Raw genomic sequence first — 23,801 nt, 5'->3', positions numbered from 1 at the left:
CATCTGGCAGAGATGAAAAAATCCGCGACTTCAACGGCGGGTCACATTTTAAGCATTTTGCGATGCCATACGATTTACCCTTCGAGCAGGGTGTCGCCGCACACGCTCGCTCTTGATGTATCGCAAGATTTCCTTACATCTCGGACATTGTTCTGAGTTGTGGATCGCCTAGCCTTGACGGCATCTGTCGAACTCAAAAAGAATGCCGCACGACGGTACTGCATCGTGCGGCTGCATATTTACTGATGACCTGGCGTGACGTTCTATTAATCGGATGTGGATGGATTGGGGCCTGCTTGGCCGTGGGCTGGATTGTGACCGTGGCGGTCAAACTGTTCGAGTGAGCTGCCCGATCCTTTCCTTCCTTTACTTCAGATCCTTCGCTTCCTTCGACTGCGACACCAGTACCGGATCGTTCCGATACACATCCGGGAACATCTTCTTCAGGTTGCCAATCTTCGGCAAATCGTTGAAGACGATGTACATGTCGTTGGGATTCCTGACCAGATAGTCCTGGTGATAACTCTCGGCGGCATAGAACGGCTTGCCCGGCTCCACGCGCGTCACGATTGGCGATGCGTACGCCTTTGCTGCGCCAAGCTGGGAGATATAGGCATCGGCGATGGATTTCTGCTCCGGCGTCAGCGGGAATATCGCCGATCGGTATTGCGTGCCGTGGTCCGGACCCTGGTAGTTCAGCTGGGTTGGATTATGGGCGACGGAAAAGAAAATCTGCAGGAGCTTGCCGTAGCTGATCTTCGTCGGGTCATATCGAACCTCCACGGATTCGGCGTGGCCCGTCCTGCCGGTGCCGACCTTCTCGTATTGCGCCGTATTGGCCGCGCCGCCGGCGTAACCGGATGTGACCAGCGTGACGCCGCGTACATGCTGGAACACTCCTTGCACACCCCAGAAGCAGCCGCCCGCGAACACAGCGGTTTCGGCGTGGCTGGCGCCGGCCTTTTCGTCGACAGTGGGCGCGGGAATCCGCACCGCGTCTTCGGCCGAAAGCGCGGGCACGCGCCACGTGGTGGCGACGGCCGCGAGCATGGCCAGCCCCATCATCTTGAGCGTGGTCGGGCGTGCCCAGCGTTGCAGCGTGGTCTTGGCAGTCATGGTCGTTTTCCTTTCACCGTCAGGGTAAATATGCGCAAAGTGGGGCGGGCGATCAGCCAAACGTGAAGGCGTAGGCCTGCACGCCGGGATCGAGAAATTCGATGGCGAAGGTGCGGTCGCGGATATCGCCGTCCTGCCGCACCAGTTGGTAGAGGCGCTGGTCGACAACGGTGCCGCTGCCGTCGGCCGCGACATCGGTGCCATGCGATGCGCCTGGCGCCTGTCCGTCGATCGTCACGCGGAACCGGACCGGCTTGCCGTCGCTGCCCGGACCCAGTACCAGGTGCAGGTCACGCGCGTGAAAGCGATAGACGATGCGGCCGTCCGGCTGCACCAGCGTGGCTTGTTCCTCGCCGATTTTCCATTGGCCGGCCAGGCCCCACTGGTTCAACCTCGGTTGCGCGGGTGTGCTGTAGTCCTTTGCGGCGTCCTGCCGTGCGCCGCCCGGCGAGACGAAATTCTCGGCGCGGGCATAGCCGACGTACGTCTCCGGCGACCGCACCGCTTCAGCATCGGCCGCCATTTCCACGCCTTGCACAGTTCCGGTCGATGCCTTGACCGTCTTGTCCATGTCGCCGTGGCCCGCTTCGGCCAGCAGTTCGCGGATTACCGCTTCGGATTTGTCGTACTCGCCCTCACCAAAATGGTGGAATCGCACGCGCCCCTGCGCATCAATGAAATAGTGGGCAGGCCAGTAGTTATTGTTGAACGCGCGCCAGATGGCGTAGTTGTTGTCGATGGCGATCGGGTATTCCACGCCCAGATCCTTGGCGGCCTTACGCACGTTGTCGATGTTGCGCTCGAAGGCGAATTCGGGCGCGTGCACGCCGATGACCACCAGCCCCTGATCACGATACTTCTCGGCCCAGGCTTTCACGTAGGGCAGGGAGCGCAGGCAGTTGATGCACGAGTACGTCCAGAAGTCGACGAGCACCACCTTGCCGCGCAGCGCTTCCGCGGTGAGCGGAGGCGAATTGAGCCACGCCACCGCGCCGTTCAGGCCAGGGAAGGCGCCCTCCACCGGAAGCTGTGACACCGGGTTGGCCGCGCGCATCATCATCGATCCACCCGCCTCGGGCCTGGCGCTCATTGCCATCGAATTCTGGGCTTGCATCATCATGGCGCCGCCTTTGTCGGCGTTGCCATTTGTCTTGTGGCTTGCAAACGTGTCGATCAGCCGCTGTTCCAGGCCGCCAGTGGCAACCGTGGAAATCCGCGTGAGGATGCCGGTATCGAGGCCAAGCGCAATGGCGCCCACACCCAGCAGCATGGCCGCGCCGATGCCGCGTCGAACCCACTCGCCGGCACCGAGCGATCGCTTCATTGCGGTAAACACGCGTCCGCCGATCAGCAGCGCCACGGCGAGCGATGTCGCCGCGCCGGCCGCATAGGCCAACAGCAGCAGCGTGGTGCCGATGCTGGCGCCCTGCAGCGCGGCGCCCGTCAACACCAGGCCCAGGATCGGCCCCGCGCACGGCGCCCAGAGCAGACCCGTGGCAATGCCGAGCAGGAACGATGAGGTGGGGCTGGCTGGCCGTCCGTCGGCGTGCGCGAAGTTGGTCAGGCGGCTGCCCACGTTGACCAGCGGCTGGGTCAGCCGTTCGGCCAGGCCCGGCAACAGCAGTGTCAGGCCAAAGACGGCCAGCAGGCCGATGGCGAGCCAGCGGCCGAACTCATTGGCCTGCGCCACCCAGCCGCCACCCACGGCGGCAAGCGTGGCAACGCCCGCGAACGTGATGCCCATGCCGGCCAGCAGCGGCAGGCCGCTACGCACGAAAGGCTGATCGGCACGCGCAAAGACAAAGGGCAGTACCGGCAGGATGCAGGGGCTCAGGATCGTCAGGACCCCGCCCAGATAGGCAAGAATCAGCAGCAGCATGGCATTGGGCTCGATGGCAACGGGTCTTGGGGTGGCTCAGGCCGGCGTTGGCCGGAAGTTCATGGCCACGCCGTTCATGCAGTAGCGCAGGCCGGTGGGTTTGGGGCCGTCGTCGAACACATGACCCAGGTGGCCACCGCAGCGATGGCAATGGACGGCGGTGCGGATCATCCCGAACGACACGTCCTGGGTGGTACCCACCGCGTTGGCCAGCGGTGCCCAGAAGCTGGGCCAGCCGGTGCGGCTGTCGAACTTGGTATTCGACGCAAACAGATCGAGCTGGCAGCCGGCGCAGGAAAAGATGCCGTGGCGATGCTCGTCGTTGAGCGGACTGCTGTATGGCCGTTCGGTGCCTTCCTGGCGCAGCACGTTGTACTGGGCGGCCGTCAGCTTCTTACACCATTCGGCGTCGCTCATCGTGACCTCGAACGTGGCCGGGGCTTGCGAACCGGTGCCGGCGGCAGCCGGGCCGGACAGTAACCGCCAGCCGCCAACGGCGGCTACCGCCGCGGTCAGCGTGCCGCCGGACAGCAGAAAGCGTCGGGTGATGCGCATGATGGACTCCGTGCTCAACATGGGTTGATCGGATGGTAGGCAACGGGGCGTATCGGAGTCTTCGCCGAACCTTAAACAATTCGTGATAACTGGCCGGGCGGAATTCTGCACAATAGCGACACATTCCCGATTCCTGATTCCCGTCAGGCCCTGACATCCCGGTGCAACATGGAACAACCCAAACGGATCCTGCTGGTTGAAGACGATGCTGGCATCGCCAATGTGTTGGCCATGCATCTGCGCGACGAACGCTATGAGGTCGTGCACAGCGCGGATGGCGCGGAAGGGCTGCGCCTGCTGGAGCAGGGCGGCTGGGATGCCCTGGTGCTGGATCTGATGCTGCCGGGCGTCGATGGCCTGGAGATCTGCCGCCGGGCACGTGCCATGACGCGCTACACGCCGATCATCATCACCAGCGCGCGGTCCAGCGAAGTGCACCGCATCCTGGGCCTGGAACTTGGCGCCGACGATTACCTGGCCAAGCCGTTTTCGGTGCTGGAGCTGGTGGCGCGCGTCAAGGCGCTGCTGCGCCGCGTGGAGGCGATGGCGCGCGATGTGCGTGCCGATGCGGGCAGCCTGGAACTGGCGGGCCTGGCTATCGATCCGCTCGCGCGCCAGGCCTCCGTCGATGGCAAGCGGCTCGATCTCACGCCGCGGGAATTCGATCTGCTGTATTTCTTCGCGCGGCATCCGGACAAGGTGTTCTCGCGCATGGACCTGCTCAACGCGGTCTGGGGCTATCAGCATGAAGGCTACGAGCACACGGTGAACACGCATATCAACCGGTTGCGCACCAAGATCGAGGCCGATCCGGCGCGGCCGTTGCGCATCCTGACCGTCTGGCGGCGCGGCTACCGTTTCGTGGCGGACCCTGCCGCGGCGATGCAGGGCGACGAGGGGGCGGCATCGTGAACCTGTCGCTGACCCAGCGCCTGTCCGCCGTTTTTGCGGCGCTCCTGCTCGCGTGCTGCGGGGCGTCGGCGTGGTTGCAGGTGCGCGCCAACGCGATGCACGAGAAAGAGGTGGTTCAGAGCCTTTCGCGCGGTCTGGCCGCCTACATCGCGCGCAATGCGCTGCTGGAGGACCAGAGCGCCATTGCGCCGCAGGCGCTGCGCCAACTGTTCGGCCAGCTGATGGTGGTGAATCCAAGCGTCGAGGTCTACCTGCTCGACGACCAGGGGCACATCCGTGGCCACGATGCGCCGAGCGGTCACCTGATCCGCGATCACGTCGACCTGACGCCGGTAAAGAAGCTGATCGATGGCGGCGCGCTGCCGATACTGGGCGACGACCCGCGCAGCGCATCGGGGCGCAAGGTGTTCAGCGCCGCGCCGCTTCGCCAGGGGGGCTACATCTACGTGGTGCTGATGGGTGAAACACATGACAGGCTGGCCGCGCAGGCGTCGCAGGACTCGGTCATGCGCACCACGTTGTGGTCGATGGCATTGGTGGCTTCGCTGGGATTGATCGCCGGCCTGGTGGCGTTTGCGCTGATCACGCGGCCGCTGCGCCGGCTGACCAACGAGATCCGGCAGTTCGAGTCAGGGGGTGCGGCCGGCGAGCGGTCGCTGCCGGCGGAACCAGCGTCGCGCGACGAGACGCGCGACGAGATGGCGGCACTGCAATCGGCATTCCGGCAGATGTCCGACCGGATCGACAGCCAATGGCGCGCGCTCAAGCAGCAGGACCAGGAGCGGCGCGAGATGGTGGCCAATATCTCGCACGACTTGCGCACGCCGCTGACATCGCTGCATGGGTATCTGGAAACGCTGTCGGTCAAGGCCGATAGCCTGAGCGCGGAAGAGCGCCAGCGCTACCTGGCGATTGCGCTGGCACAGAGTGCCAAGGTAGGCGGACTGGCGCAGGCGCTGTTCGAACTGGCGCGGCTGGAGCACGGCATGGTGCAGGCCGTGCCGGAAGAATTTTCAATGGTGGATCTGACGCAGGACGTGCTTGAGAAATTTGCCCTGCCTGCCGAAGCCAAGCACCTGCAGCTGCGCGCGGGTGTGCCACCGGCGCTGCCGGCCGTATCGGCTGACCTTGGCATGATCGAAAGGGTGTTGACGAACCTGCTGGACAATGCGATCCGCCACACACCGGCCGGTGGCACGGTCGAAATCGACCTGGCCAGCCAGGATGGCAAGGTGGCGGTGACAGTCAGCGACACGGGGCCGGGCATTCCGCCGGCGCTGCGGGAATCGATCTTCCAGCGGCCGTTTCCGTCGGGCGGTGCGCATCGAGGGGGCGGCCTGGGCCTGCTGATCGTGCAGCGCATGCTGCAGCTCAATGGCAGTCAGGTGAAGCTCGTGGACCGGCAGGGTGGCACCACGCTGACGTTTGCGCTGCGCGCGGCGGGGCGCTAGCGACCATCCGTGGCCCGTGATGCGTGCCATAGCGGCGGCGTACTTTTCGGCGATGTCGTTATCGGGCACACTGACCGATCGTCGTTCCATTGAATCGAATTTCCACAGAAAGGAAAGATCATGCAAACCAGCGCTCGCAACCAGTTCCAGGGTGAAGTCATCCAGGCCACGACTGGCGCCGTCAATGACGAGATCGTCATCAAGCTGGCCGGCGGCCAGCAGATCGTGGCCACGGTGACCCATGACAGCGCGACGCGCCTGGGTCTGACGCTGGGTAAGAAGGCCGTTGCGCTGGTCAAGGCGACGTCGGTCATCGTGATGGTCGATGCCGATGCCAGCAAGGTATCCGCGCGCAACGTAGTGCAGGGCAAGGTTACCGAGCTGACCAAAGGCGCTGTGAACGCCGATCTGACGATCACCGATGCCAGCGGCCTGGCAGTGTCGGCCATCATCACGAACAACAGCGTCGATCGCCTGGGTCTGGCCGTGGGCAAGGCTGCCGCGGCGATGTTCAAGGCATCGAGCGTGATCGTTGGCGTGGACGCCTGACGAGCGCTGGGCTTCCCCTCTTCCGCGGGCGGGAGAGGGGTGCCGCACCACGCGGCGCGCCACTTGGGGCGCCGCTTAGCGCAATCGCTCGCGCAACCATTCAACGAATGCCGCGACGTCGGCATGTATCTGCCGCTCCGCCGGCACCGCCATCAGGCCCCCATCGAAACCGGTGAACCCGTAAGGCGCCACCAGGGTGCCTGCCTCAAGTTCGGCGCGAATCAACCGCTGCTCGATCAGTGCCACCCCCAGCCCCGCCAGCGCCGCCTGGATGCATAGATGTGTGTGGGGGAATGTCAGTCCGGTGTTGGGTGCAATACGGTGACCGGTCTTGGCTTCCCACTGGTCCCAGGCGCTCGATGTGAAGTCGTGCGTGATCCGCTGGCCCTTGGCCAACTTCCTTGCATTCGCCGGTGTGCAGACAGGCCCGAACATGACCGGCGCCAGCGGTATCGCGCGCTGACGATCCGTGGCGGGATAGGACGACAGGTCCCAGGCAATCACCAAGTCGGCACCTTCGGTGCGCATCTCGCGCGCCGAGGTCATCGACAGGCGAATGCGGATGTCGGGCCGCACGCGATAGAAATCCACCAGTTCCGGCACCAGCCAGCGCATGGCGAACGTGGCGCTGCACGCCACATGCAGCGTGGGACCGCGAGCCTGGTCCAGTACGCGGCCGTAGCCTTGTTCGAGTTGGTCGAATACGGCGCGCACTACATCGTAAAAGGCGCGGCCGTGTTCGTTGAGTCGCACGCCGGTGCCATCGCGCTCGAACAATTCAACGCCGGCGTGCTCCTGCAACTGGCGTAGCTGTCGGCTGACGGCGCCGTGGGTGCGGAACAGTTCCTCGGCGGCGCGCGTGACCGAACCCGTGCGAGCGGTCGCTTCGAACGCACGGAGCGTGGACATCGGCGGCAGGCTGCGCATCGGCATGATCTGTCTTTGTGAGAAAAGCTGACGAAGTCTGGAAAATAACTCGATATTCGGTGCAGAGGAAGCCTTCTACGATCGCCTCATCGTTATTTTTCTCACAGAGGGAGTTGGCATGGCACGTATCGTGGAGGTATCGGGGCTGGAGGTTCTGGACAGCCGGGGCAACCCGACTGTCGAGGTGGAAGTGATGCTGGACGATGGCGCAAGCGGGCGTGCCATCGTGCCGTCCGGTGCGTCGACCGGCGCGCGTGAAGCGCTGGAGTTGCGCGATGGCGATCCACAACGCTTTCTTGGTAAGGGAGTGTCGCGTGCCGTGCAGGCCGTCAATACGACGTTGCACGAAGCGCTGATGGGCCGCGATGCCCATGATCAGGCGCAGGTCGACACGCTCATGATCGACCTCGATGGCACGGCGGACAAAAGCCGGTTGGGCGCCAACGCGCTGCTCGGGGTGTCGCTGGCTGTCGCGCGGGCCGCCGCCGCATCAAAGCGCCAGCCGCTGTTTGCCAGCCTTGGCGGTGAACGGGCCACGCTGCTGCCGTTGCCGCTGATCAATGTGATCAACGGTGGCGCCCATGCCGACAATGCGCTCGATTTCCAGGAGTTCATGATTGCCCCCGTTGGGGCACCTACATTCGCCGAGGCGGTGCGCGCCAGCGCCGAGGTCTTTCATACGCTGCGTGGCTTGCTCAAGGCGGCGGGCCACAACACCAACGTGGGGGACGAGGGTGGGTTCGCGCCAGCGTTGCGCACCGCGGAGGCGGCACTGGATTTCCTGGTCGACGCAATCGGCCGCGCTGGCTATCGTGCGGGCGAAGACATTGCGCTCGCGCTGGACCCGGCGGCGAGCGAGCTATACGTCGACGGAGCATATCGATACGCGGGGGAGGGCGTCACACGCTCGCGTGCGGAACAGGTCGACTATCTGACTGGCCTGGTCGCGCGCTACCCGATCGTATCGATCGAGGACGGCATGGCCGAAGATGACGTGGCAGGCTGGCAACTGCTGACGCAGCGCCTGGGCAAACGTTGCCAACTGGTTGGCGACGATGTGTTCTGTACCCATCCCGTGCTGTTGCGCGAGGGCGTGGATCGAGGCATGGCCAATGCCATCCTGGTCAAGGCCAACCAGATCGGCACGCTCAGCGAGATGCTGGAGACCGTGAGCGTGGCGCGTGGGCATGGCTATGCCGCCGTGATGTCGCACCGCTCGGGTGAGACCGAGGATGTCACGATTGCCGACCTGGCCGTGGCGACACGCTGCGGGCAGATCAAGACCGGTTCGCTATCGCGCGCGGATCGTACGGCCAAGTACAACCGGTTGCTGCGTATCGAGCGCATGCTGGGCGCCAGCGCGGTCTATGCGGGCGGCGCGGCCCTGCGTCGCTGAACAGGCCGGCGAGCATCGAGCATCCCGCTAGAGCAGCGCAAAACGCGCCGCCTGCGGACCCACGACGGCCGGGCGGCTGACCGGATAGCGATGACGGTCACCGCCTGCCTCGAACGACAGATAGTCCGGGGTCCAGCGCAGATTGCGCAGATACCTTGTCTCCAGGCCATCGACGACGATGGCGCCGCCGTGCACCGTGACGCTGTCGCAGGGCAGGTGCAGCAATTCGGCGTCGTCGCCGAAGTAGTGGGCTTCCAGCAGAATCGAGGCGGCTTGGTAGGCAGGCATGGTGAGCAATCGGAAGAGGCGGGGCGGGCGGGCTGAATACTGTATAAACATACAGTAGTATAGCGGCCTTGCCGCGGCCGTGCACGTATCGGATTCTCAAAATCGCTGCCCCGATCACATCTGAAAAGTCTGGCTTCGGTGGCAAGGCGGCCCGCCGAAATCCGGTATGCAGCCAGATTGGTATAACCTGAAGTGCAGGAACCTCCGATCTTCCGACGCATCTCGACATCGGAGAGACGTCTCGAAGCGGGAGGTGAGGCATGGTGGAACGAGAAAGCAAGGCATGCTGGTTTGCGGCCGGAATGCTGACCGGTGCCATCACGGCCGGATTATGTGCGCTGCTGGGCAGCCAGCGTGCGCGACGACAGCAGATGGCCGGCCAGGCCGATACGGAGCCGGATGACGATGTCAGGCCGATGCGTTCCGTGGCGGCATCGCACGAGACCGATGGCGGGTCGGACATGTTCGAGTACCGCGGGTTTGTTGTGCACCTGTTCTGGCAGGCGCTGGGTCCCGAGCGATATCGCGCGTGGTGCGATATCTGGGAAGCCGGTGCAGTCGTGCAGGAGGCAGGCGGACCGCCATCGACCTTCCTTAGCGCGGCGGAGGCAAGGCTCGCCGCGGGTGCGTGGGCGCGCCACTGGGTGCAGAACAACGGCTAGTGTTGCGCACGCCAAGAGCAGGACTGCGCACCTGATGGCGCCACGCCATCCCGCCGACGTGGGGCGTGATTCATTGCCGCGTGCGGTGTGACAGGCCATGCCTGCGTGATACGATGACTCGCTTCATTTGGAGTCCATGATGTTTGTCTGCCAGAACCAGCCTTGCGGTGCCCATTGGTCGCTCGACGAGGTGGAGATCAGGAACGAGGGGCAGGGCCCGCTTTTTCGCTGCCCGATGTGTGGCGCGCGCAATCACCTGGAGGCCCGCAAGGGGCGGGACGGCGCGCTGCAATACCGCCAGGTCACGCACGCGGCCGCCGCGCCCGCCGAAGTGCGTCCCGCCAAGCCGGCGCCTCACCGTGGAAAACGGCACTGACTTTCTTGCGCAACAGGGGCGACGCCGATGGCGATAGCGATGTCACCTCAAGGCTGCGCGGTCTCGTACCGTTAAGACATCATGGACATTAGCGACATCTCCCACGATTCCGCCTCTAATGCAGAAGTCATTGGCTGGGCGGGCGCATCCCCTCAGGTCATTGCCCGCGTGCTCAACACCGCGTTGGCCGCTCAGGATCTTTCGGGCTTTGCCGCGCTGCTGTCTGACATCGCACGTGATCGCGGACTCAAAGGCGCACGCGGCACGCACCAGTCGATCTACGACATGCCATATGCCAGCCTGCTGCCGCGCCAGAAGCATCTGCTGGCCGATGCGTTCGATCTGTTTCTGCGCCTGGGGCTGGAATTCCGCGCGCGCGGCGAAGGTGCCAATGACGATCTGATGGACGACGGCGACGACGCGCCACCGCTGCGCGACATCGACGACGACGACGTCATCGACGAAGACTGAAACGCACGCATGGCGTCAACGGGTTCGACTCCACGAGTCACCCGTTAGCCGCGTTGATAGTCGCGTGATGTCGTACCTCGGCACGACATCCCTCGCGCGCATCGGTGGCATCAAGCGCGTCTTTGCGTGGCCGCGCGGATCACGCCCGTTCTAGCAGCCCGATCTCCCTGACCGTCACCGACAGCATCGACAGCGCTGCCGCACCCGACACACCCGAGGCACGCTGGTCGGCCAGCATCTGCGCATAGCGGGCCAGTGCTGTTTGCCGGCTGCCTCGCCAGGATTCGATCAGCGCCTGGGCATCGTCGCTGTCCTGCGACTGTGCCAGCACGCTCGTGGTCAGCGCGCGCTTGAGCCGGCCCAGGTCTTCCAGGGTGGTTGTGCGGGCAAGCAGATCCCAGTGTGTATCGGCCGGCAGAGACAGCGCGCGCTCGCGCAGCCATCCAAAGTTCAGCTCGGTGTCGAGCGCAAAGTAGACCGCCGCCACGGCACTGAGGCTGCGCTTGCACGATGCGGCCACCTCGGCAATGTCGAGCGCGGCCGCGGCGTTGTCGCTGGCTGCCACGCGCAGCGCAAGGTCGTCGTCGACGCCCGCTTCGGTGAGCGACAGGGCCGCGTCGGCCATCGTCTGCGAGGTCTCTGGCGGCAGCAGCGCCGCCAGTTGCGGGGCCAGCCATTGCGCGGCTTCCATGAAACGGTTTGCACCCGCCTCCACGGTGCCGCCGCCGCGCAGGTAGCGCACGAACCAAAGCGTTGCACGTTCGAGCAGGCGACCCAGCGCGCCGAACATGCGCGCCTGAACGGCATCGTCCACGCGATTGTCGAGCGCATCGATGCGTTCCCATAGCGCGGTCAGTCCGAAGACATCGCGCGCCAACAGGCACGCGCGCACGATATCCGCCGGCCGGGCATCGGTTTCTTCCATCAGCCGGTGCACGAACGTCGCGCCGATGCGATTCACCAGCATATTGGTCAGGTGCGTGGCCAGAATCTCGCGCCGCAGCGGATGCCGTTGCATGGCCGCCGCGTGCTGCTGTTGCAGCGGCTTGGGGAAATAGTCGACCAGCAGGTTCGCCACGAGCGCGTCTTCCGGTACGTCGGAGGCCAGCAGTTCGTCGTAGAGCCACATCTTGCTATAGGCCAGCAGTACCGCGCGCTCGGGCGAGGTCAGGCCCTGGCCCAGCGATTTGCGTTCGGCGATGTCCTCCTCGGCAGGCAGGAATTCGAGCGGGCGGTTGAGGCGGCCCGCACGCTCCAGCCAGCGGATCAGGCGGCCCTCGCCATCGATCAGCGCCGGCGCCTCGCGTCCGGCCACGGACAGTGCCTGGGTCTGGTAGTAGTTGTCCTCCAATACCAGCAGGCCCACTTCGTCGGTCATCTCGGCCAGCAGTTTGTTGCGCTGCTTCTCCGTCATCTCGCCATCGGCCACCACCAGGCCAAGCAGGATCTTGATGTTGACCTCGTGGTCGGAGCAGTCGACGCCGGCCGAATTGTCGATGGCATCGGTATTGATGCGGCCGCCGTTGCGCGCGAATTCGATGCGGCCCAACTGGGTGAAGCCCAGGTTGCCGCCTTCCCCTACGACCTTGCAGCGCAACTCGTTGCCGTTCACGCGGATGGCGTCGTTGGAGCGATCCCCGGCCTGCAGGTGTGTCTCACTACTGGCCTTGACGTAGGTGCCGATGCCGCCGTTGTAGAGCAGATCCACCGGCGCGGTCAGGATCGCGTGCATCAACTCGTTCGGCGACAGCGTCGAGGCCTGGATATTCAGCGCGGCCTGCACCTGCGGAGATAGCGGGATGGTCTTGGCCGTGCGCGGGAATATGCCGCCGCCCGCTGAAATCAGCGCGGTGTTGTAGTCGGCCCAGCTGGAGCGGGGCAGGTCGAACAGGCGCTGCCGTTCGGCGAGACTCCTGGCGCAATCGGGGTCGGGGTCAAGGAAGATGTGGCGGTGGTCGAACGCCGCCAGCAGTTTGATATGCGGCGACAGCAACATGCCATTGCCAAATACGTCGCCCGACATGTCGCCGACGCCCACCACGGTGAAGGGCGTGCTCTGGATGTCGATGCCCATTTCGCGGAAGTGGCGTTTGACGCTTTCCCATGCGCCGCGCGCCGTAATCCCCATCTTCTTGTGGTCGTAACCGACCGAGCCACCCGATGCAAAGGCATCGTCGAGCCAGAAGCCGTACTCGGCGGAGATCGCATTGGCGTAGTCGGAGAACGTGGCCGTGCCTTTGTCGGCGGCCACCACCAGATACGGGTCGTTGTCGTCGCGCCGTACCACGTCGGGCGGCGGCACCAGTTCGCCGGACACCAGGTTGTCCGTCAGGTCCAGCAGGCCGCGCAGAAAGGTCTGGTAGCACGCCACACCCTCGGCCAGGAACGCATCGCGGTCGGTGGCGGGAGGCGGGCGCTTGACGACGAAACCGCCCTTGGAACCGACGGGCACGATGACGGTGTTCTTGACCATCTGCGCCTTCATCAGGCCCAGTACCTCGGTGCGGAAGTCTTCGCGGCGATCGGACCAGCGCAGGCCACCGCGTGCCACGCGGCCGCCACGCAGGTGCACGCCTTCCACGCGCGGCGAATAGACCCAGATTTCGAACATCGGACGCGGCTCAGGCAGGCCCTGCACCAGCGCGGGATTGAACTTGAACGATACGAATGGCCGTGACTGGCCGTCCGCGCCACGATGGAAGTAGTTGGTGCGGACCGTGGCGTTGATGACGTTCAGGAACAGTCGCAGGATGCGGTCTTCGTCCAGGTTCGGCACCTGGTCGAGCGCGGCGTCGATGTCGCTGAGCCACTTCTGGCTGCGCGCGTCTTCCGTCGCGCCCGGCGTGGCCGTTGCCGGGTCGAAGCGCGCAAGGAACAGCGACACCAGCATCGCCGCGATATTGGGGTTGGCCGTCAGCGCGCGTTCGATATAGGCATTGCTGAACGTGGAACCCACCTGGCGCAGATACTTGGCATAGGCGCGCAGGATCGTCACGTCGCGCGCAGCCAGGCCCGCGCGCAGCACCAGCCGGTTGAAGTCGTCGTTCTCGATCTCGCCGTTCCAGGCCCGCGCAAAGGCGTCTTCGAACAGCGGCTTGATTTTCTCGATATCCACGTCCACCTGCTTGCCGTCTGGGTCGGCGGCGATCTCGAGTCCGAAGTCGTGGATCCAGACTGGCTCGCAACCGTCGGGCTCGATCAGGTAGGGCCGCTCTTCGTCCACCCGGACGCCCAGATGCTCCAGCATCGGCAGGCTCGAAGACAGCGCGATGGGTTCGCCCGCGCGATAGACCTTGAAGCGGAATGCGCCCGGCAGCGCCTCGATGGGGCGGTACAGATTCATCGCCAGCTTGCTTGGATGCGCGCGCGCGTGTTCCATCAGTTCGATATCGCGCACGGCGGTGCGGGCCGCATAGTCCTCGCGGAAGCCGGCGGGGAAGGAGTCGCCGTAGCGCCGCAGCAGGCGGTTGCCTTGCTCTTCGCCCCGGCTGTCGTGCAGCGCCTGTGCGAGGTCGTCCTGCCAGCGGCGCGTGGCCTGAACGATCTTCTCTTCGAGTTCGCGCGTATCGACCTCGGGCATCGTGCCGGGCTGGCCGCGCACGGTCAGCTGGATGCGCGCCAGTGGCGATTCCGAAAGCTGCGGCGAGAATTCGCAGCTCGTACCGTTGAACGATTGCACCAGCAGTTTCTGGATGCGCTGGCGCAGATCGGTGTTGTACTTGTCGCGCGGCACGAACACCAGGCACGAGATAAAGCGGTCGAAGCGGTCGCGCCGCACGAACAGCCGCGTGCGCTGATGTTCCTGCAGGCGCAGGATACCTAGCGTGATCTCGGCCAGCTCGTCTTCGTCGGCCTGGAACAGTTCATCGCGCGGATACTGCTCAAGGATCGTGACCAGTGACTTGTACAGGTGGCCCTTTGTCAGAAAGCCCGCTCGCGTCAGGATATTGGCGCACTTGCGCCGGATCAGCGGGATCTCGCTGGTGCTCACCATATAAGCGGTGGACGTGTACAGGCCCACGAAGCGACGCTCGCCGAACAGCTTGCCGTTGCTGTCGAGCAGTTTCACGCCAACGTAGTCGAGATAGCCGGGCCGGTGCACCGTGGAGCGCGAATTGGCCTTGGTGATGAAAATCGGCGAAGCGCCTTCGACGATGGCGCGCGCCGCGGATGGCAGCGGTGTGAGATCGTCGGTGCCGGGGTCGCGCAGTGCCTCGCGCAGAATGCCGCTGCCGGAGCCCGACACGCCGCGCAGAAAGAACTGCCCGTCGCGCGACACCAGTTCATAGTCGCGCTGGCCCAGGAACGTGAAATGGTCGTCCAGCATCCATTCCAGGAAGGCGCGCGCCTCCGTCGACTCGGGTGTGCCGGCGTCGCTTGCGTGGGCCATGCCGGCCACGGTTTCCTGCGCGATCTGCCGCATGCGCGGCCAGTCTTCCACCGCGGCGCGCACGTCGCCCAGCGATGCGGCGATGCCCATCCGCAGCGCGTCGAGCCGCGCGGCCTCGCCGGTGCGGTCCACTTCGAAATGGATGAACGATTCGAGCCGGCAGCTTTCGGTGCTGTCCTCGCTGCCGCCCAGGCCGATGCTTTCGATGCCGCCGCGCGCGTCGCGGCACACGCGGAACACGGGATGGATCGCCGAATGCAGCGTCAGGCCGAGGCGGTTGATTTCCATCGCCACGGAATCGACCAGGAACGGCATGTCGTCGTTCACGATCTCGACGATCGTGTGGTCGGAGTACCAGCCGTGTTCTTCGAGGTTCGGGTTGTACACGCGCAGTCGCGCGGAGCCGGGAACGAATTTCTGCGCGGTCTGCCAGTGCGCCATCACGGCGCCGTACAGGTCTGCCACGTCGCGCGCCAGCAGGTCTTCCGTATCGGCAAGGTCGTAGTAGTGCCGGAACAGCGGTTCAACGATGGCAAAGGTGGCCGCGGGCAGGCGCTCGCGCGCGAATGCGACCAGATCCTCCAGCAGTTGCGCAACCTTTTCTTCGTTTTCCGGGGGCATGGCGTCTCCTCGGTGGTGTGCCGGTGCATCCTCACACTGTAGGAAAGATTTGCACGGCCGGGGCGACAAAACGCCGACGCCCCGCAGGGCGGGGCGTCACGGTGATACCGGGCGAAGAAAACGAAGCGAGGGTCAGGCAGCCAATGCCTGTGGCGCGGTGTGGCCGGCATGGCCCGATACCACCAGCGACAGCTCGTGCGTGTCGCGCGCGGCGCGCCGGCTGTGGCGATCCGCGTGATCGTTCAGCGTGGTCGTCATGCGATGCAACAGGCTGGTCAGCGCCGCACGCTCGGCCGAAGCCAGCTGGCCGACCGACACCGAGTGCAATGCGCGCACGGCCTGGGCCGCACGCTCCAGACGCGGCCGCGCATCGGGGGCGATCGTCGGGTTGCCGTCTGCCGGGAATTCCAGCCAGCCATCGGCATGGAGTTCGCGCAGCATCCGCTCGGTCTGGGGCACATCAAGGAAGATGGCACCTTGGCATGGCTGGCCGCGCGTGAATTGGTCGAGCCGGATTGCTCGCAACAGCAGCCATTTCGGATAGGTCAGCCCCGATACGCTCAGCGTCTGTTCGAGGGCGCTTTGCCATGCGGTGACGGCATCGACAAGCGATATCACGGCAGGCTCATGAATTTCGAGTGCTTTGGGCTGCATTTGCTCAGGTCTCCCATATAAGGGTTCTTGCCGCCTATGACACTTCTTGGGCCGGTGCTTTAGCCGGCCCGGACGGCGTGGGCGCCTGCCTCTCAGTGGGGCCGGTCGCTTCTGTAAAAATCGGTAGGCCGAACACTATCAGTAATGTTGGGACATTTGCATGACAGGTCGGGTATTTCCTAGTCAATCTTTTGGCGGAGGGGCGCCGGAGTGGCTGCATGCCGTGCAGCGCGGGAATTGTCGGATGTCTGACGTGAGCGCGGCAATGAAAAAGCCCCTGCCGGATGGCAGGGGCTGCGAGGACCTTCGCGTTTGCGGGCGATGACCCGCAAGCCGCTTATTGCTTCTTGGCGCCGTCCGTATAGGGATTGGCCTTGCCCGACTTCGCGCCGTCGGTGTACGGGTCAGCCTTGCCAACCTTGGCACCGTCCAGGTACGGGTCCGGCTTGCCGGACTTGGCGCCGTCGGTGTAGGGATCGACCTTCTTGTTCGGTGCCAGATCGGTGCGGGTCGATTTCTTTGCGCCGTCGGTGTACGGATCGAACTTGCCGGACTTGGCTGCGTTCTGGTTTGCGTTCGCCTTGTTCTTGGTGTGGCTGCCGCTGTAAAGATCGCCACCGTCCGTGTAGTTCTTCTGCGCGTGTGCCAGTTGCACGGCACCCAGGGTAGTCAGGGCGGCAACGATCAGCGTCGGTACGGTTTTCTTCAGCATCATCATCCTCTTCAAGTGAGGGCCGGACAGTGGGCCGGCCGGAAACAGAAATTTGTGGAAAATGCCTGTATCGATAATGACACTGTACCGGGATTTGTGACGGCCTGCCGCGCGGAGTTGTAGTAACAATACTCGGGCGACGGGCGCGTCACGTTACTTCCACGCCATCATCAGGCTGTCATTCCAGCGTGATGTTCTGGTCGGTCGCAATCTTCTTGCGCAGTTCCAGTTCGCGCTTGATCTGCGCGGCATATTGCTGCTGCGTATTGCCATCGGGGTAGGCGCCGGCGTCGTGCAGACGCTTCTTCACGTTCGGGTCCTGCAGTGCCTTGATGGCAGCATCGTGCACCTTGGCGACGATCGCGGCCGGCGTGCCAGCCGGTGCCACTAGCCCGTACCAGGCCATGTTGTTCATGTCCTTCATGCCTTCCTCGGCAAAGGTCGGCACGTTGGGCAGGCCTTCCACGCGCTTGGGCGCGGCTACGGCCAGTGCGCGCAGCTTGTCGGTCTGGATGAACGGCATCGACGACGGCAGGTTGTCGAACTGGGCGTTCACCTGGCCGGCCAGCGTGTCGTTCAGCGCCGGGCCCGATCCACGGTAGGGGATGTGGACCATGTCGGTCTTGGTGATGAACTTGAACAGTTCGCCATCGAGATGCGAAATGCTGCCCTTGCCGGCCGATGCGTAGCTGTACTTGCCCGGATTCGCTTTGAGCAGGGCCACGAATTCCTTGAGGTTCTTCGCGGGCACCTTCGGATTCACGGTCAGTACGTTCGGCACATTCACGAGGTTCGTGATCGGTGCGAAGTCCTTGAGCGGATCGTACGGGTTCTTTGCATTGGTGGCCGGGTTGGTAGCCATCGTGCTGACCGTGGCGATGCCGAGCGTGTAGCCGTCCGGCGCGGATTTTGCCAGCGCATCGGCGCCAATCGCGCCGCCGCCACCGCCGCGGTTTTCGACCACCACGGGTTGGCCCAGCTCGCGGCCAAGGGCGTCGGAGACGGCGCGGCCAACGATATCGGTCGTGCCGCCGGCGGCGAATGGCACGATCAGGCGAATCGGTTTGTTCGGATACGACTGAGCGTGTGCGGTGGCCGCCATCAGACCCAGTGCGGCAAGGGCGCCCACGGCGCCCGCTTTCAGAACTGCTTTCAAGAGATGCCTCCCAACTTATTGCTTGTAGTGCTTGTGTCGCCTGTCATTCGCGGAAGACAGACTATTGGTTCCGCAATACGGAACTACGTTCCATGATATGCGCCGAGGAGCATTCAACCCGGAAAGGTAAGTGTGGGATATAGGGGGGAACCCGTGGAGATATGACCACCGCGGCGGAATCGTGGTCGTGCTGGGGAGGCGGGGCGGAAAGCGGGGCAGAACAGCAGGGCGGGAAAGCAAAAGGCCCGAAGCATTTCTGCTTCGGGCCTTTCAGGAATTCGCTGGTGGGGCGTGAGTGACTCGAACACTCGACCTACGGATTAAGAGTCCGCTGCTCTACCAACTGAGCTAACGCCCCAACGAAGAAAGAGATTCTAGCAAGCGGATTTGTATCGCGCAAGCCCCTTCACCGATTTTTTTGAAGATTTTGCGGCCCGTACAATGCGCGGATTCCTGAACGGTTCAATGAGTCTCATCCGCCCATGCACGCCCGTGTCCTTCGCTATCTCGATGAAGTTGTGCGGCGCGGTTCGATCCGGCGCGCGGCCGAACACCTGCACGTGGCGCCGACCGCGATCAATCGCCAGATCCTGGAACTGGAGGCCGAGCTTGGCGCGCCCCTGTTCGACCGCATCCAGAAACGCCTGCATCTGACCCCGCTTGGCGAGGCGGTTCTGGCTCACGTGCGGCAGACGCTGCGCGAGCACCAGGCCCTGCAGGCGCGCGTGGCCGAGATCAAGGGGGCGCGGCGCGGCATGGTGACGATTGCTACCACGTCGGGGCTGGCGGGCGCCCTGATGCCGTCGCTGGTGCATGACTTCCGCCAGCACCAGCCCGGCATTGTCGTGCGTGTGGCCGATCTGCCGGTCGGCGGCATCGTCACGGCCGTGGAGCAGGGCGATGCCGATCTCGGCCTGGGGTACGACCTGCCGGAGGTGGCGGCCTTTCGCGTGGTGGCCAGCCGGGATTGGTCGATCGGTGCCGTGGTGGCACCCGGGCATCCGCTGGCAGCGCAGACTTCCGCCACGCTGGCCGAGTGTGCTGGATACCCGCTGATCCTGCCGGCGCCGTCGTTGTCGATCCGCGCGCTGGTGGATGACGCATTTGCGCGGCAATCGATCGGCATCATGCCTATCGTGGAATCCACATCGATCGTGCTGATCCAGCGCCTGGTGGCAACGGGCGCCGGCGTGGCTCTGCTCAATCCGCTCGACGTCATGGAGGAGCGCGCGCGAGGCTCGGTGATATTCGTGCCGCTGCGTGACAGCGACCTGCGACGCCAGACGCTGCGGCTCGTGGCGCGCGGGGGTGGTTCGCTGACGCCCGCCGCCGGGCTGATGGCCGATGACATGGCCGGCGCGCTGGCGGCGCTGTTCCGTTAGCCGGCGTTGGGTGACGGGTGTCCACAATTTGTGGACACCCAGCGCGAAATTCTGCGCTTGGGACGGATGTCGGTCCTGCGTAGACTCCGTGTCGTTGACAATCACGACATCGAGAATCCCATGACCCTGATCCTTCAGCATGCCGACGTGCTGGTCACGATGGACGCGCAGCGCCGCGAAATTGCCGATGGCGCGCTCGTCGCCAACGGGCCGGTCGTGGAGTGGGTGGGTGCCACGTCGGATCTGCCCGAGGCATACCGTCGCCAGATCGACGACGGCAGCGCCGAGGTAGTGAATATGCGCGACCACGTGGTGCTGCCGGGCCTGGTTAACACGCACCATCACATGTACCAGAGCCTGACGCGCGCCGTGCCCGCCGCGCAGGACGCCGAGCTGTTTGGCTGGCTCACCAACCTGTACATGATCTGGTCGCACCTGACGCCCGAGATGATTCGCGTGTCGACCCAGACCGCGATGGCCGAGCTGATGCTGTCGGGTTGCACGACGACGAGCGATCACCTTTACCTGTATCCGAACGGTTCAAAGCTCGATGACTCGATCGATGCGGCGCGCCAGATCGGCATGCGCTTTCATGCGGCGCGTGGGTCGATGAGCGTGGGCCGCAGTCAGGGCGGATTGCCTCCCGACGTCGTGGTCGAGCGGGAGCCGGACATCCTGCGCGACAGCCAGCGGCTGGTGGAGCAATATCACGATGCGTCGCGCCACGCGATGCTGCGCGTGGTGCTGGCGCCGTGCTCGCCGTTTTCGGTGTCGCGCGACCTGATGCGCGAGTCCGCGACGATGGCGCGCCACTATGGCGTTTCGCTGCACACTCACCTGGCCGAGAACGACAATGACATCGCTTACTCGCGCGAAAAATTCGGCATGACGCCGGCGCAGTACGCCGAAGACCTGGGCTGGGTGGGTCACGATGTATGGCACGCGCACTGCGTGAAGCTCGACGACGAGGGGCTGGCACTGTTCGCGCGAACCGGCACGGGCGTGGCACATTGCCCGTGCTCGAACATGCGGCTGGCGTCGGGTATTGCGCCGGTTCGCCGCATGCGCGACGCCGGTGTGCCGGTGGGGCTGGGTGTCGATGGCAGCGCGTCGAACGACGGCGCGCACATGCTGGGGGAGGCGCGTCAGGCCATGCTGCTGCAGCGCGTGGGATTCGGCCCCGCGGCGATGAGTGCGCGTGAGGCGCTGGAAATTGCCACGCTGGGCGGCGCCCGCGTGCTGAACCGCGATGACATCGGTGCGCTGGCGCCGGGAATGTCCGCGGACATCGTGTCGTTCGACATGTCGTCCGTCGGCTTTGCCGGTGGCGGCCACGATCCGGTAGCGGCACTGGTGTTCTGCACGCCGGCGAATGTGTCGACCAGCATCATCAATGGCCGCGTGGTGGTACGCGATGGCCGGTTGCTGACGGTGGACCTGCCGAATGTACTGGCCGACCATCGCCGCCTGGCGCGCACGTTATTCGAGAGTGCCAGGGTTTGATGAGCAGGCCGCATGAGCGGCCTTGTGCATCGGCGCGGCCAGTCGTAATCGGCCGCAACCAGCCGCAAAAGCCGCAGAAAGCAAAAGGCCGGAAGCATTGCTGCTTCCGGCCTTTCATGTGTCTGGTGGGGCGTGAGTGACTCGAACACTCGACCTACGGATTAAGAGTCCGCTGCTCTACCAACTGAGCTAACGCCCCGACGAAGACCGAGATTCTAGCAGCATTTTTGGCTTTGTCAAACGTTAAATGCATGCCGCGCATGAATCCGCGCGCGGGCGCCGCAAGGCACCTGCGGGCATGCGCGTAGCGCGCGCCCGCATGACCGAATCGATCGGCACATCACGCTGACACACACGCTTGTCACACTATGCCGTCGCGCTGGCGATCGTGCTGTCCTGGAGGGAACTTGCCGTACCCGCCACTGGTCATTGAGACGATTCGCAATCTGCCTGAGCGGTGCAGGGGATCGCAGACGATTTCCGCAAAGCCATGTTAGGATTCTTTTCCACTTGCATATGGAGGGCTGTGATGATGGAAATCAAATTCCAGGAGCAAGACCGCTACGACATCAACAACGAGGGTTTGCTGTTCCACGCGCTTGTCGATGGTGAGCAAGTGACATGCGTGGTTACACGTGAAGCGCTTTGGGAAGGCTTTAGCGCCGACCAGGTGTTGTCGCTGGAGGAGGCGTTCCGCGCCGGTCGTGACACGATCGAACGCGCGGCCGTGGTGCTGATCGAGCAGGGCGTGCCCCAGCCGGTCGTGGTCAAGCGCGCGCACGTGGCGCCGGTCTGAAGACCGACCGACGGTAGCAACCCTCCGCCGCTGGCTTCGGCTTCGCTTCACCGCGAGCCGGCCGGCGCACTAAATGCCCGAACCCAGGGCGTACTTTCGAGAAGTTTCCGGCAGTTTTTTCAAAGTCTGGTTGTCCGCATTGCCATTCAGGCAGGATGCGTTGCGTCCAGCGCTGTGCCATGTCGTGGCGCGTGCTGCACGATCCCATCCTCCGTCTGGCGGTAGTTCGGCCCGCCAGGCCGCTGCGTGCATTCCTCGAAAATACGCGCCTGGCATTGGGCGCAGATCTCGGGGGAGAGCGTGGCGATGATGGTGTGCAGTGCCTGCCGCTTGGTCGGGAAGATATGGTCGCGGCCAAGCTTGTCTGTAAAGCCGGTCTGCTCCCATGTTTCCAGTACCTGTGTGCGCGGACGGTGGAAGTAGAGGTCGCCGCCGGCGGCACGGCGCTCGCTCAATTCGGCTTCCCACATTTCGGCACCGGCCAGGTCGATGAAATTCATGCTCTTGGTCATCGCCAGCAGATGCTTCTGCTCGGCGTTGACGGTGCGCAGCCAGTGCAGACGGTCTGTCACGTATTGAACGGCGCCAAAGTAGATGGCACCTTCCATGCGCAGCAGCTTGAGCTGCGGACACTCCGGCTGCGGGCGGCGCAATTCGTCCAGCGGCGTGAAGCGCCGGCCCGGGTCATCGGCATCGGGTACCAGGCTGCGCACGGCCGGGCGTGAGGTGCGATAGAGATAGGCGACGAGCGACAGGATCGTGCCAAGCAGCACCGCCATCTCCAGGCGGATGGCCAGCGTGGCGACGAACGTGCCGACTGCGATGGCAAACTCGGTGCGCGACAATCGCGCGATACGGCGCAGCCGCTGGAAATCGAACAGGCCCCAGGCCACCAGCATCAGCATGGCCGCGATGGCCGCCAACGGAATCTGTGCGAGCAATGGCGCACTGATCGTCACGAACACCACCAGCAGCAGCGCGGATAGCACGCTGGCGAGTGGCGTCTGGGCACCGGCTTCGAAGTTCGGCATCGAGCGGTTCAGCGATCCGCACGAGATATAGCTGGAAAATAATCCACCCGCGATATTGGACAAGCCTTGTCCGATGAACTCGCGGTTGGCATCGACATGCTGCCCGGACCGGAGCGCGACGGCCTTGGCGATGGAAATGGACTGGCCCAGCGCCACGATGGTCAGCGCGGCGGCGATGCCTAGCAGGTCGGGCACCGTGCGCCAGTTGATGTCCGGAAGGCCGAAGGGCGGGATGGCCGATGGAATCGGACCCACCACGTTCACATGCTGCGCCTCGCCCCAGCCACTATGGTTCAGCAGCATCGCCACGCCATAGCCGGCCAGCAGGCCCAGCAACATGAAGGGCAGCCTGCGCCAGATTCGCTTGATTGCAATCGTCACCGCAAGCGTGACACCGCCCACCACCACCGCGCTGACGTTGATGGTGTCCAGGTTGTCGAACAGAAAACGCACCACGCCGAACGCGCTGGTACCCGTGGGCACGGCCAGGCCGAACAGGTCCTTGAGTGCGTACAGGCCGATCAGCGTCGCCGCGCCGCATGTGAAACCGAGCAGCACCGATGGCGAAATGAAGTTGGCCAGCGAACCGAGCCGCAACGCACCCACTGCGAACTGCAGGATGCCGACGAGCATCGTCACGGCCAGCGCCAGCGCGATATAGGCCGGGCTGCCCGCGAACGCCACCGGACTCAGCATCGCAAACAGTGCGAGCGAATTGGCGTTGGTCGGCCCCGACATCACATGCCAGCTCGAACCGAACAGCGCGGCGACGATGCACGGAATCACCGCGGTATAGATCCCGTACTGTGGCGGCAGGCCGGCCAGCGTGGCGAATGCCACGCCCTGTGGCAATACCAGCACCGCGCCAAGCATGCCGGCGATCAGGTCGGCACGCAGCGTCAGCGGGGTGACGCGCTGCAGCCACGGAAACCAGCGCCGCAGGGCAGGCGTATTGGCGCGGACGGCGCTCATCG

Annotated in this window: 20 protein-coding genes and 2 tRNA genes; 10 read left to right on the top strand and 12 right to left on the bottom strand. The window is 64.4% G+C overall.

Annotated features, from left to right (window positions below; genetic code table 11):
- Window positions 1-366: 366 nt before the first annotated feature.
- From msrA to msrB, 3 genes are read right to left on the bottom strand one after another with little or no spacing between them, the layout of a single operon-like run.
- Window positions 367-1,116 carry a peptide-methionine (S)-S-oxide reductase MsrA gene (gene msrA / locus AC3FLX_RS20565; protein WP_488699146.1) on the bottom strand — a complete coding sequence of 250 codons (750 nt, stop codon included), beginning with the start codon at window positions 1,114-1,116 and terminating at the stop codon, window positions 367-369.
- A 52-nt stretch (window positions 1,117-1,168) separates the two neighbouring features.
- Entirely contained in the window at window positions 1,169-2,995 is a 1,827-nt protein-coding gene (locus tag AC3FLX_RS20560) for a cytochrome c biogenesis protein DipZ (protein ID WP_488699145.1), read from the bottom strand.
- A 36-nt stretch (window positions 2,996-3,031) separates the two neighbouring features.
- The gene (msrB, locus tag AC3FLX_RS20555) at window positions 3,032-3,550 is read right to left on the bottom strand and encodes a peptide-methionine (R)-S-oxide reductase MsrB (protein ID WP_488699144.1); all 519 of its coding nucleotides are present in this window, start codon (window positions 3,548-3,550) and stop codon (window positions 3,032-3,034) included.
- 168 nt (window positions 3,551-3,718) lie between these two features.
- Here msrB and AC3FLX_RS20550 point away from each other — a divergent pair, with 168 nt between their 5' ends.
- From AC3FLX_RS20550 to AC3FLX_RS20540, 3 genes are all read left to right on the top strand, one after another.
- Window positions 3,719-4,462 carry a response regulator transcription factor gene (locus tag AC3FLX_RS20550; protein WP_488699143.1) on the top strand — a complete coding sequence of 248 codons (744 nt, stop codon included), beginning with the start codon at window positions 3,719-3,721 and terminating at the stop codon, window positions 4,460-4,462.
- A complete protein-coding gene (locus AC3FLX_RS20545) occupies window positions 4,459-5,913 on the top strand; it encodes a sensor histidine kinase (protein ID WP_488699142.1) in 1,455 nt (484 codons plus the stop codon). The genes AC3FLX_RS20550 and AC3FLX_RS20545 overlap by 4 nt, the downstream gene beginning before the upstream one ends.
- Window positions 5,914-6,033: 120 nt before the next feature.
- Window positions 6,034-6,462, top strand: coding sequence for a TOBE domain-containing protein (locus AC3FLX_RS20540; protein ID WP_488699141.1), 429 nt, complete (start codon window positions 6,034-6,036; stop codon window positions 6,460-6,462).
- Window positions 6,463-6,537: 75 nt separating this feature from the next.
- Here AC3FLX_RS20540 and AC3FLX_RS20535 read toward each other — a convergent pair whose 3' ends face one another.
- Window positions 6,538-7,389, bottom strand: coding sequence for a LysR substrate-binding domain-containing protein (locus AC3FLX_RS20535; RefSeq protein ID WP_488699187.1), 852 nt, complete (start codon window positions 7,387-7,389; stop codon window positions 6,538-6,540).
- Between the two features lie 118 nt (window positions 7,390-7,507).
- Between AC3FLX_RS20535 and eno the strand changes: the two genes are divergently transcribed.
- On the top strand, window positions 7,508-8,785 hold the full coding sequence (gene eno / locus AC3FLX_RS20530) for a phosphopyruvate hydratase (RefSeq protein ID WP_488699140.1): 1,278 nt from the start codon (window positions 7,508-7,510) through the stop codon (window positions 8,783-8,785).
- Window positions 8,786-8,812: 27 nt separating this feature from the next.
- On the opposite strand, the gene AC3FLX_RS20525 is transcribed toward eno, so the two are convergent.
- Window positions 8,813-9,073 (bottom strand): hypothetical protein, encoded by a 261-nt coding sequence (locus tag AC3FLX_RS20525; protein WP_488699139.1) that lies wholly within the window; start codon window positions 9,071-9,073, stop codon window positions 8,813-8,815.
- 260 nt (window positions 9,074-9,333) lie between these two features.
- On the opposite strand from AC3FLX_RS20525, the gene AC3FLX_RS20520 reads away from it, so the two are divergent.
- The 3 genes from AC3FLX_RS20520 (at window position 9,334) to AC3FLX_RS20510 (ending at window position 10,582) form a co-directional block, all read left to right on the top strand.
- Window positions 9,334-9,735 carry a hypothetical protein gene (locus AC3FLX_RS20520; protein WP_488699138.1) on the top strand — a complete coding sequence of 134 codons (402 nt, stop codon included), beginning with the start codon at window positions 9,334-9,336 and terminating at the stop codon, window positions 9,733-9,735.
- A 139-nt stretch (window positions 9,736-9,874) separates the two neighbouring features.
- Window positions 9,875-10,111, top strand: a complete 237-nt coding sequence (locus AC3FLX_RS20515) for a hypothetical protein (RefSeq protein WP_488699137.1) — start codon at window positions 9,875-9,877, stop codon at window positions 10,109-10,111.
- 81 nt (window positions 10,112-10,192) lie between these two features.
- Entirely contained in the window at window positions 10,193-10,582 is a 390-nt protein-coding gene (locus AC3FLX_RS20510) for a hypothetical protein (protein ID WP_488699136.1), read from the top strand.
- Window positions 10,583-10,721: 139 nt separating this feature from the next.
- On the opposite strand, the gene AC3FLX_RS20505 is transcribed toward AC3FLX_RS20510, so the two are convergent.
- The 5 genes from AC3FLX_RS20505 to AC3FLX_RS20485 all read right to left on the bottom strand — a co-directional run bounded on the left by AC3FLX_RS20505 (window position 10,722) and on the right by AC3FLX_RS20485 (window position 18,473).
- Window positions 10,722-15,593 (bottom strand): NAD-glutamate dehydrogenase, encoded by a 4,872-nt coding sequence (locus tag AC3FLX_RS20505; RefSeq protein ID WP_488699135.1) that lies wholly within the window; start codon window positions 15,591-15,593, stop codon window positions 10,722-10,724.
- A gap of 132 nt (window positions 15,594-15,725) precedes the next feature.
- Window positions 15,726-16,247 carry a MarR family transcriptional regulator gene (locus AC3FLX_RS20500; RefSeq protein ID WP_488699134.1) on the bottom strand — a complete coding sequence of 174 codons (522 nt, stop codon included), beginning with the start codon at window positions 16,245-16,247 and terminating at the stop codon, window positions 15,726-15,728.
- Between the two features lie 337 nt (window positions 16,248-16,584).
- The gene (locus AC3FLX_RS20495) at window positions 16,585-16,959 is read right to left on the bottom strand and encodes a hypothetical protein (RefSeq protein WP_488699186.1); all 375 of its coding nucleotides are present in this window, start codon (window positions 16,957-16,959) and stop codon (window positions 16,585-16,587) included.
- Window positions 16,960-17,137: 178 nt separating this feature from the next.
- Complete coding sequence (locus AC3FLX_RS20490) at window positions 17,138-18,115, bottom strand: tripartite tricarboxylate transporter substrate binding protein BugE (protein WP_488699133.1); 978 nt, start codon at window positions 18,113-18,115, stop codon at window positions 17,138-17,140.
- Window positions 18,116-18,397: 282 nt separating this feature from the next.
- Window positions 18,398-18,473 (bottom strand) — tRNA-Lys (locus tag AC3FLX_RS20485).
- 124 nt (window positions 18,474-18,597) lie between these two features.
- On the opposite strand from AC3FLX_RS20485, the gene AC3FLX_RS20480 reads away from it, so the two are divergent.
- Window positions 18,598-19,497, top strand: coding sequence for a LysR family transcriptional regulator (locus AC3FLX_RS20480; protein ID WP_488699132.1), 900 nt, complete (start codon window positions 18,598-18,600; stop codon window positions 19,495-19,497).
- A 120-nt stretch (window positions 19,498-19,617) separates the two neighbouring features.
- The gene (locus AC3FLX_RS20475) at window positions 19,618-21,000 is read left to right on the top strand and encodes an 8-oxoguanine deaminase (RefSeq protein WP_488699131.1); all 1,383 of its coding nucleotides are present in this window, start codon (window positions 19,618-19,620) and stop codon (window positions 20,998-21,000) included.
- Between the two features lie 123 nt (window positions 21,001-21,123).
- On the opposite strand, the gene AC3FLX_RS20470 is transcribed toward AC3FLX_RS20475, so the two are convergent.
- Window positions 21,124-21,199: transfer RNA gene (locus AC3FLX_RS20470), tRNA-Lys, on the bottom strand.
- A 333-nt stretch (window positions 21,200-21,532) separates the two neighbouring features.
- Here AC3FLX_RS20470 and AC3FLX_RS20465 point away from each other — a divergent pair.
- Window positions 21,533-21,796 (top strand): DUF1488 family protein, encoded by a 264-nt coding sequence (locus tag AC3FLX_RS20465; RefSeq protein WP_066738920.1) that lies wholly within the window; start codon window positions 21,533-21,535, stop codon window positions 21,794-21,796.
- Between the two features lie 146 nt (window positions 21,797-21,942).
- Here AC3FLX_RS20465 and AC3FLX_RS20460 read toward each other — a convergent pair whose 3' ends face one another.
- Window positions 21,943-23,799 carry a SulP family inorganic anion transporter gene (locus AC3FLX_RS20460; RefSeq protein WP_488699130.1) on the bottom strand — a complete coding sequence of 619 codons (1,857 nt, stop codon included), beginning with the start codon at window positions 23,797-23,799 and terminating at the stop codon, window positions 21,943-21,945.
- Window positions 23,800-23,801 lie beyond the last annotated feature (2 nt).

This window comes from Cupriavidus sp. 291-E7 (genome assembly GCF_057798835.1).
Note: the sequence above shows the minus strand (reverse complement) of the source record. Positions and strands in the feature narration are given on the sequence as shown.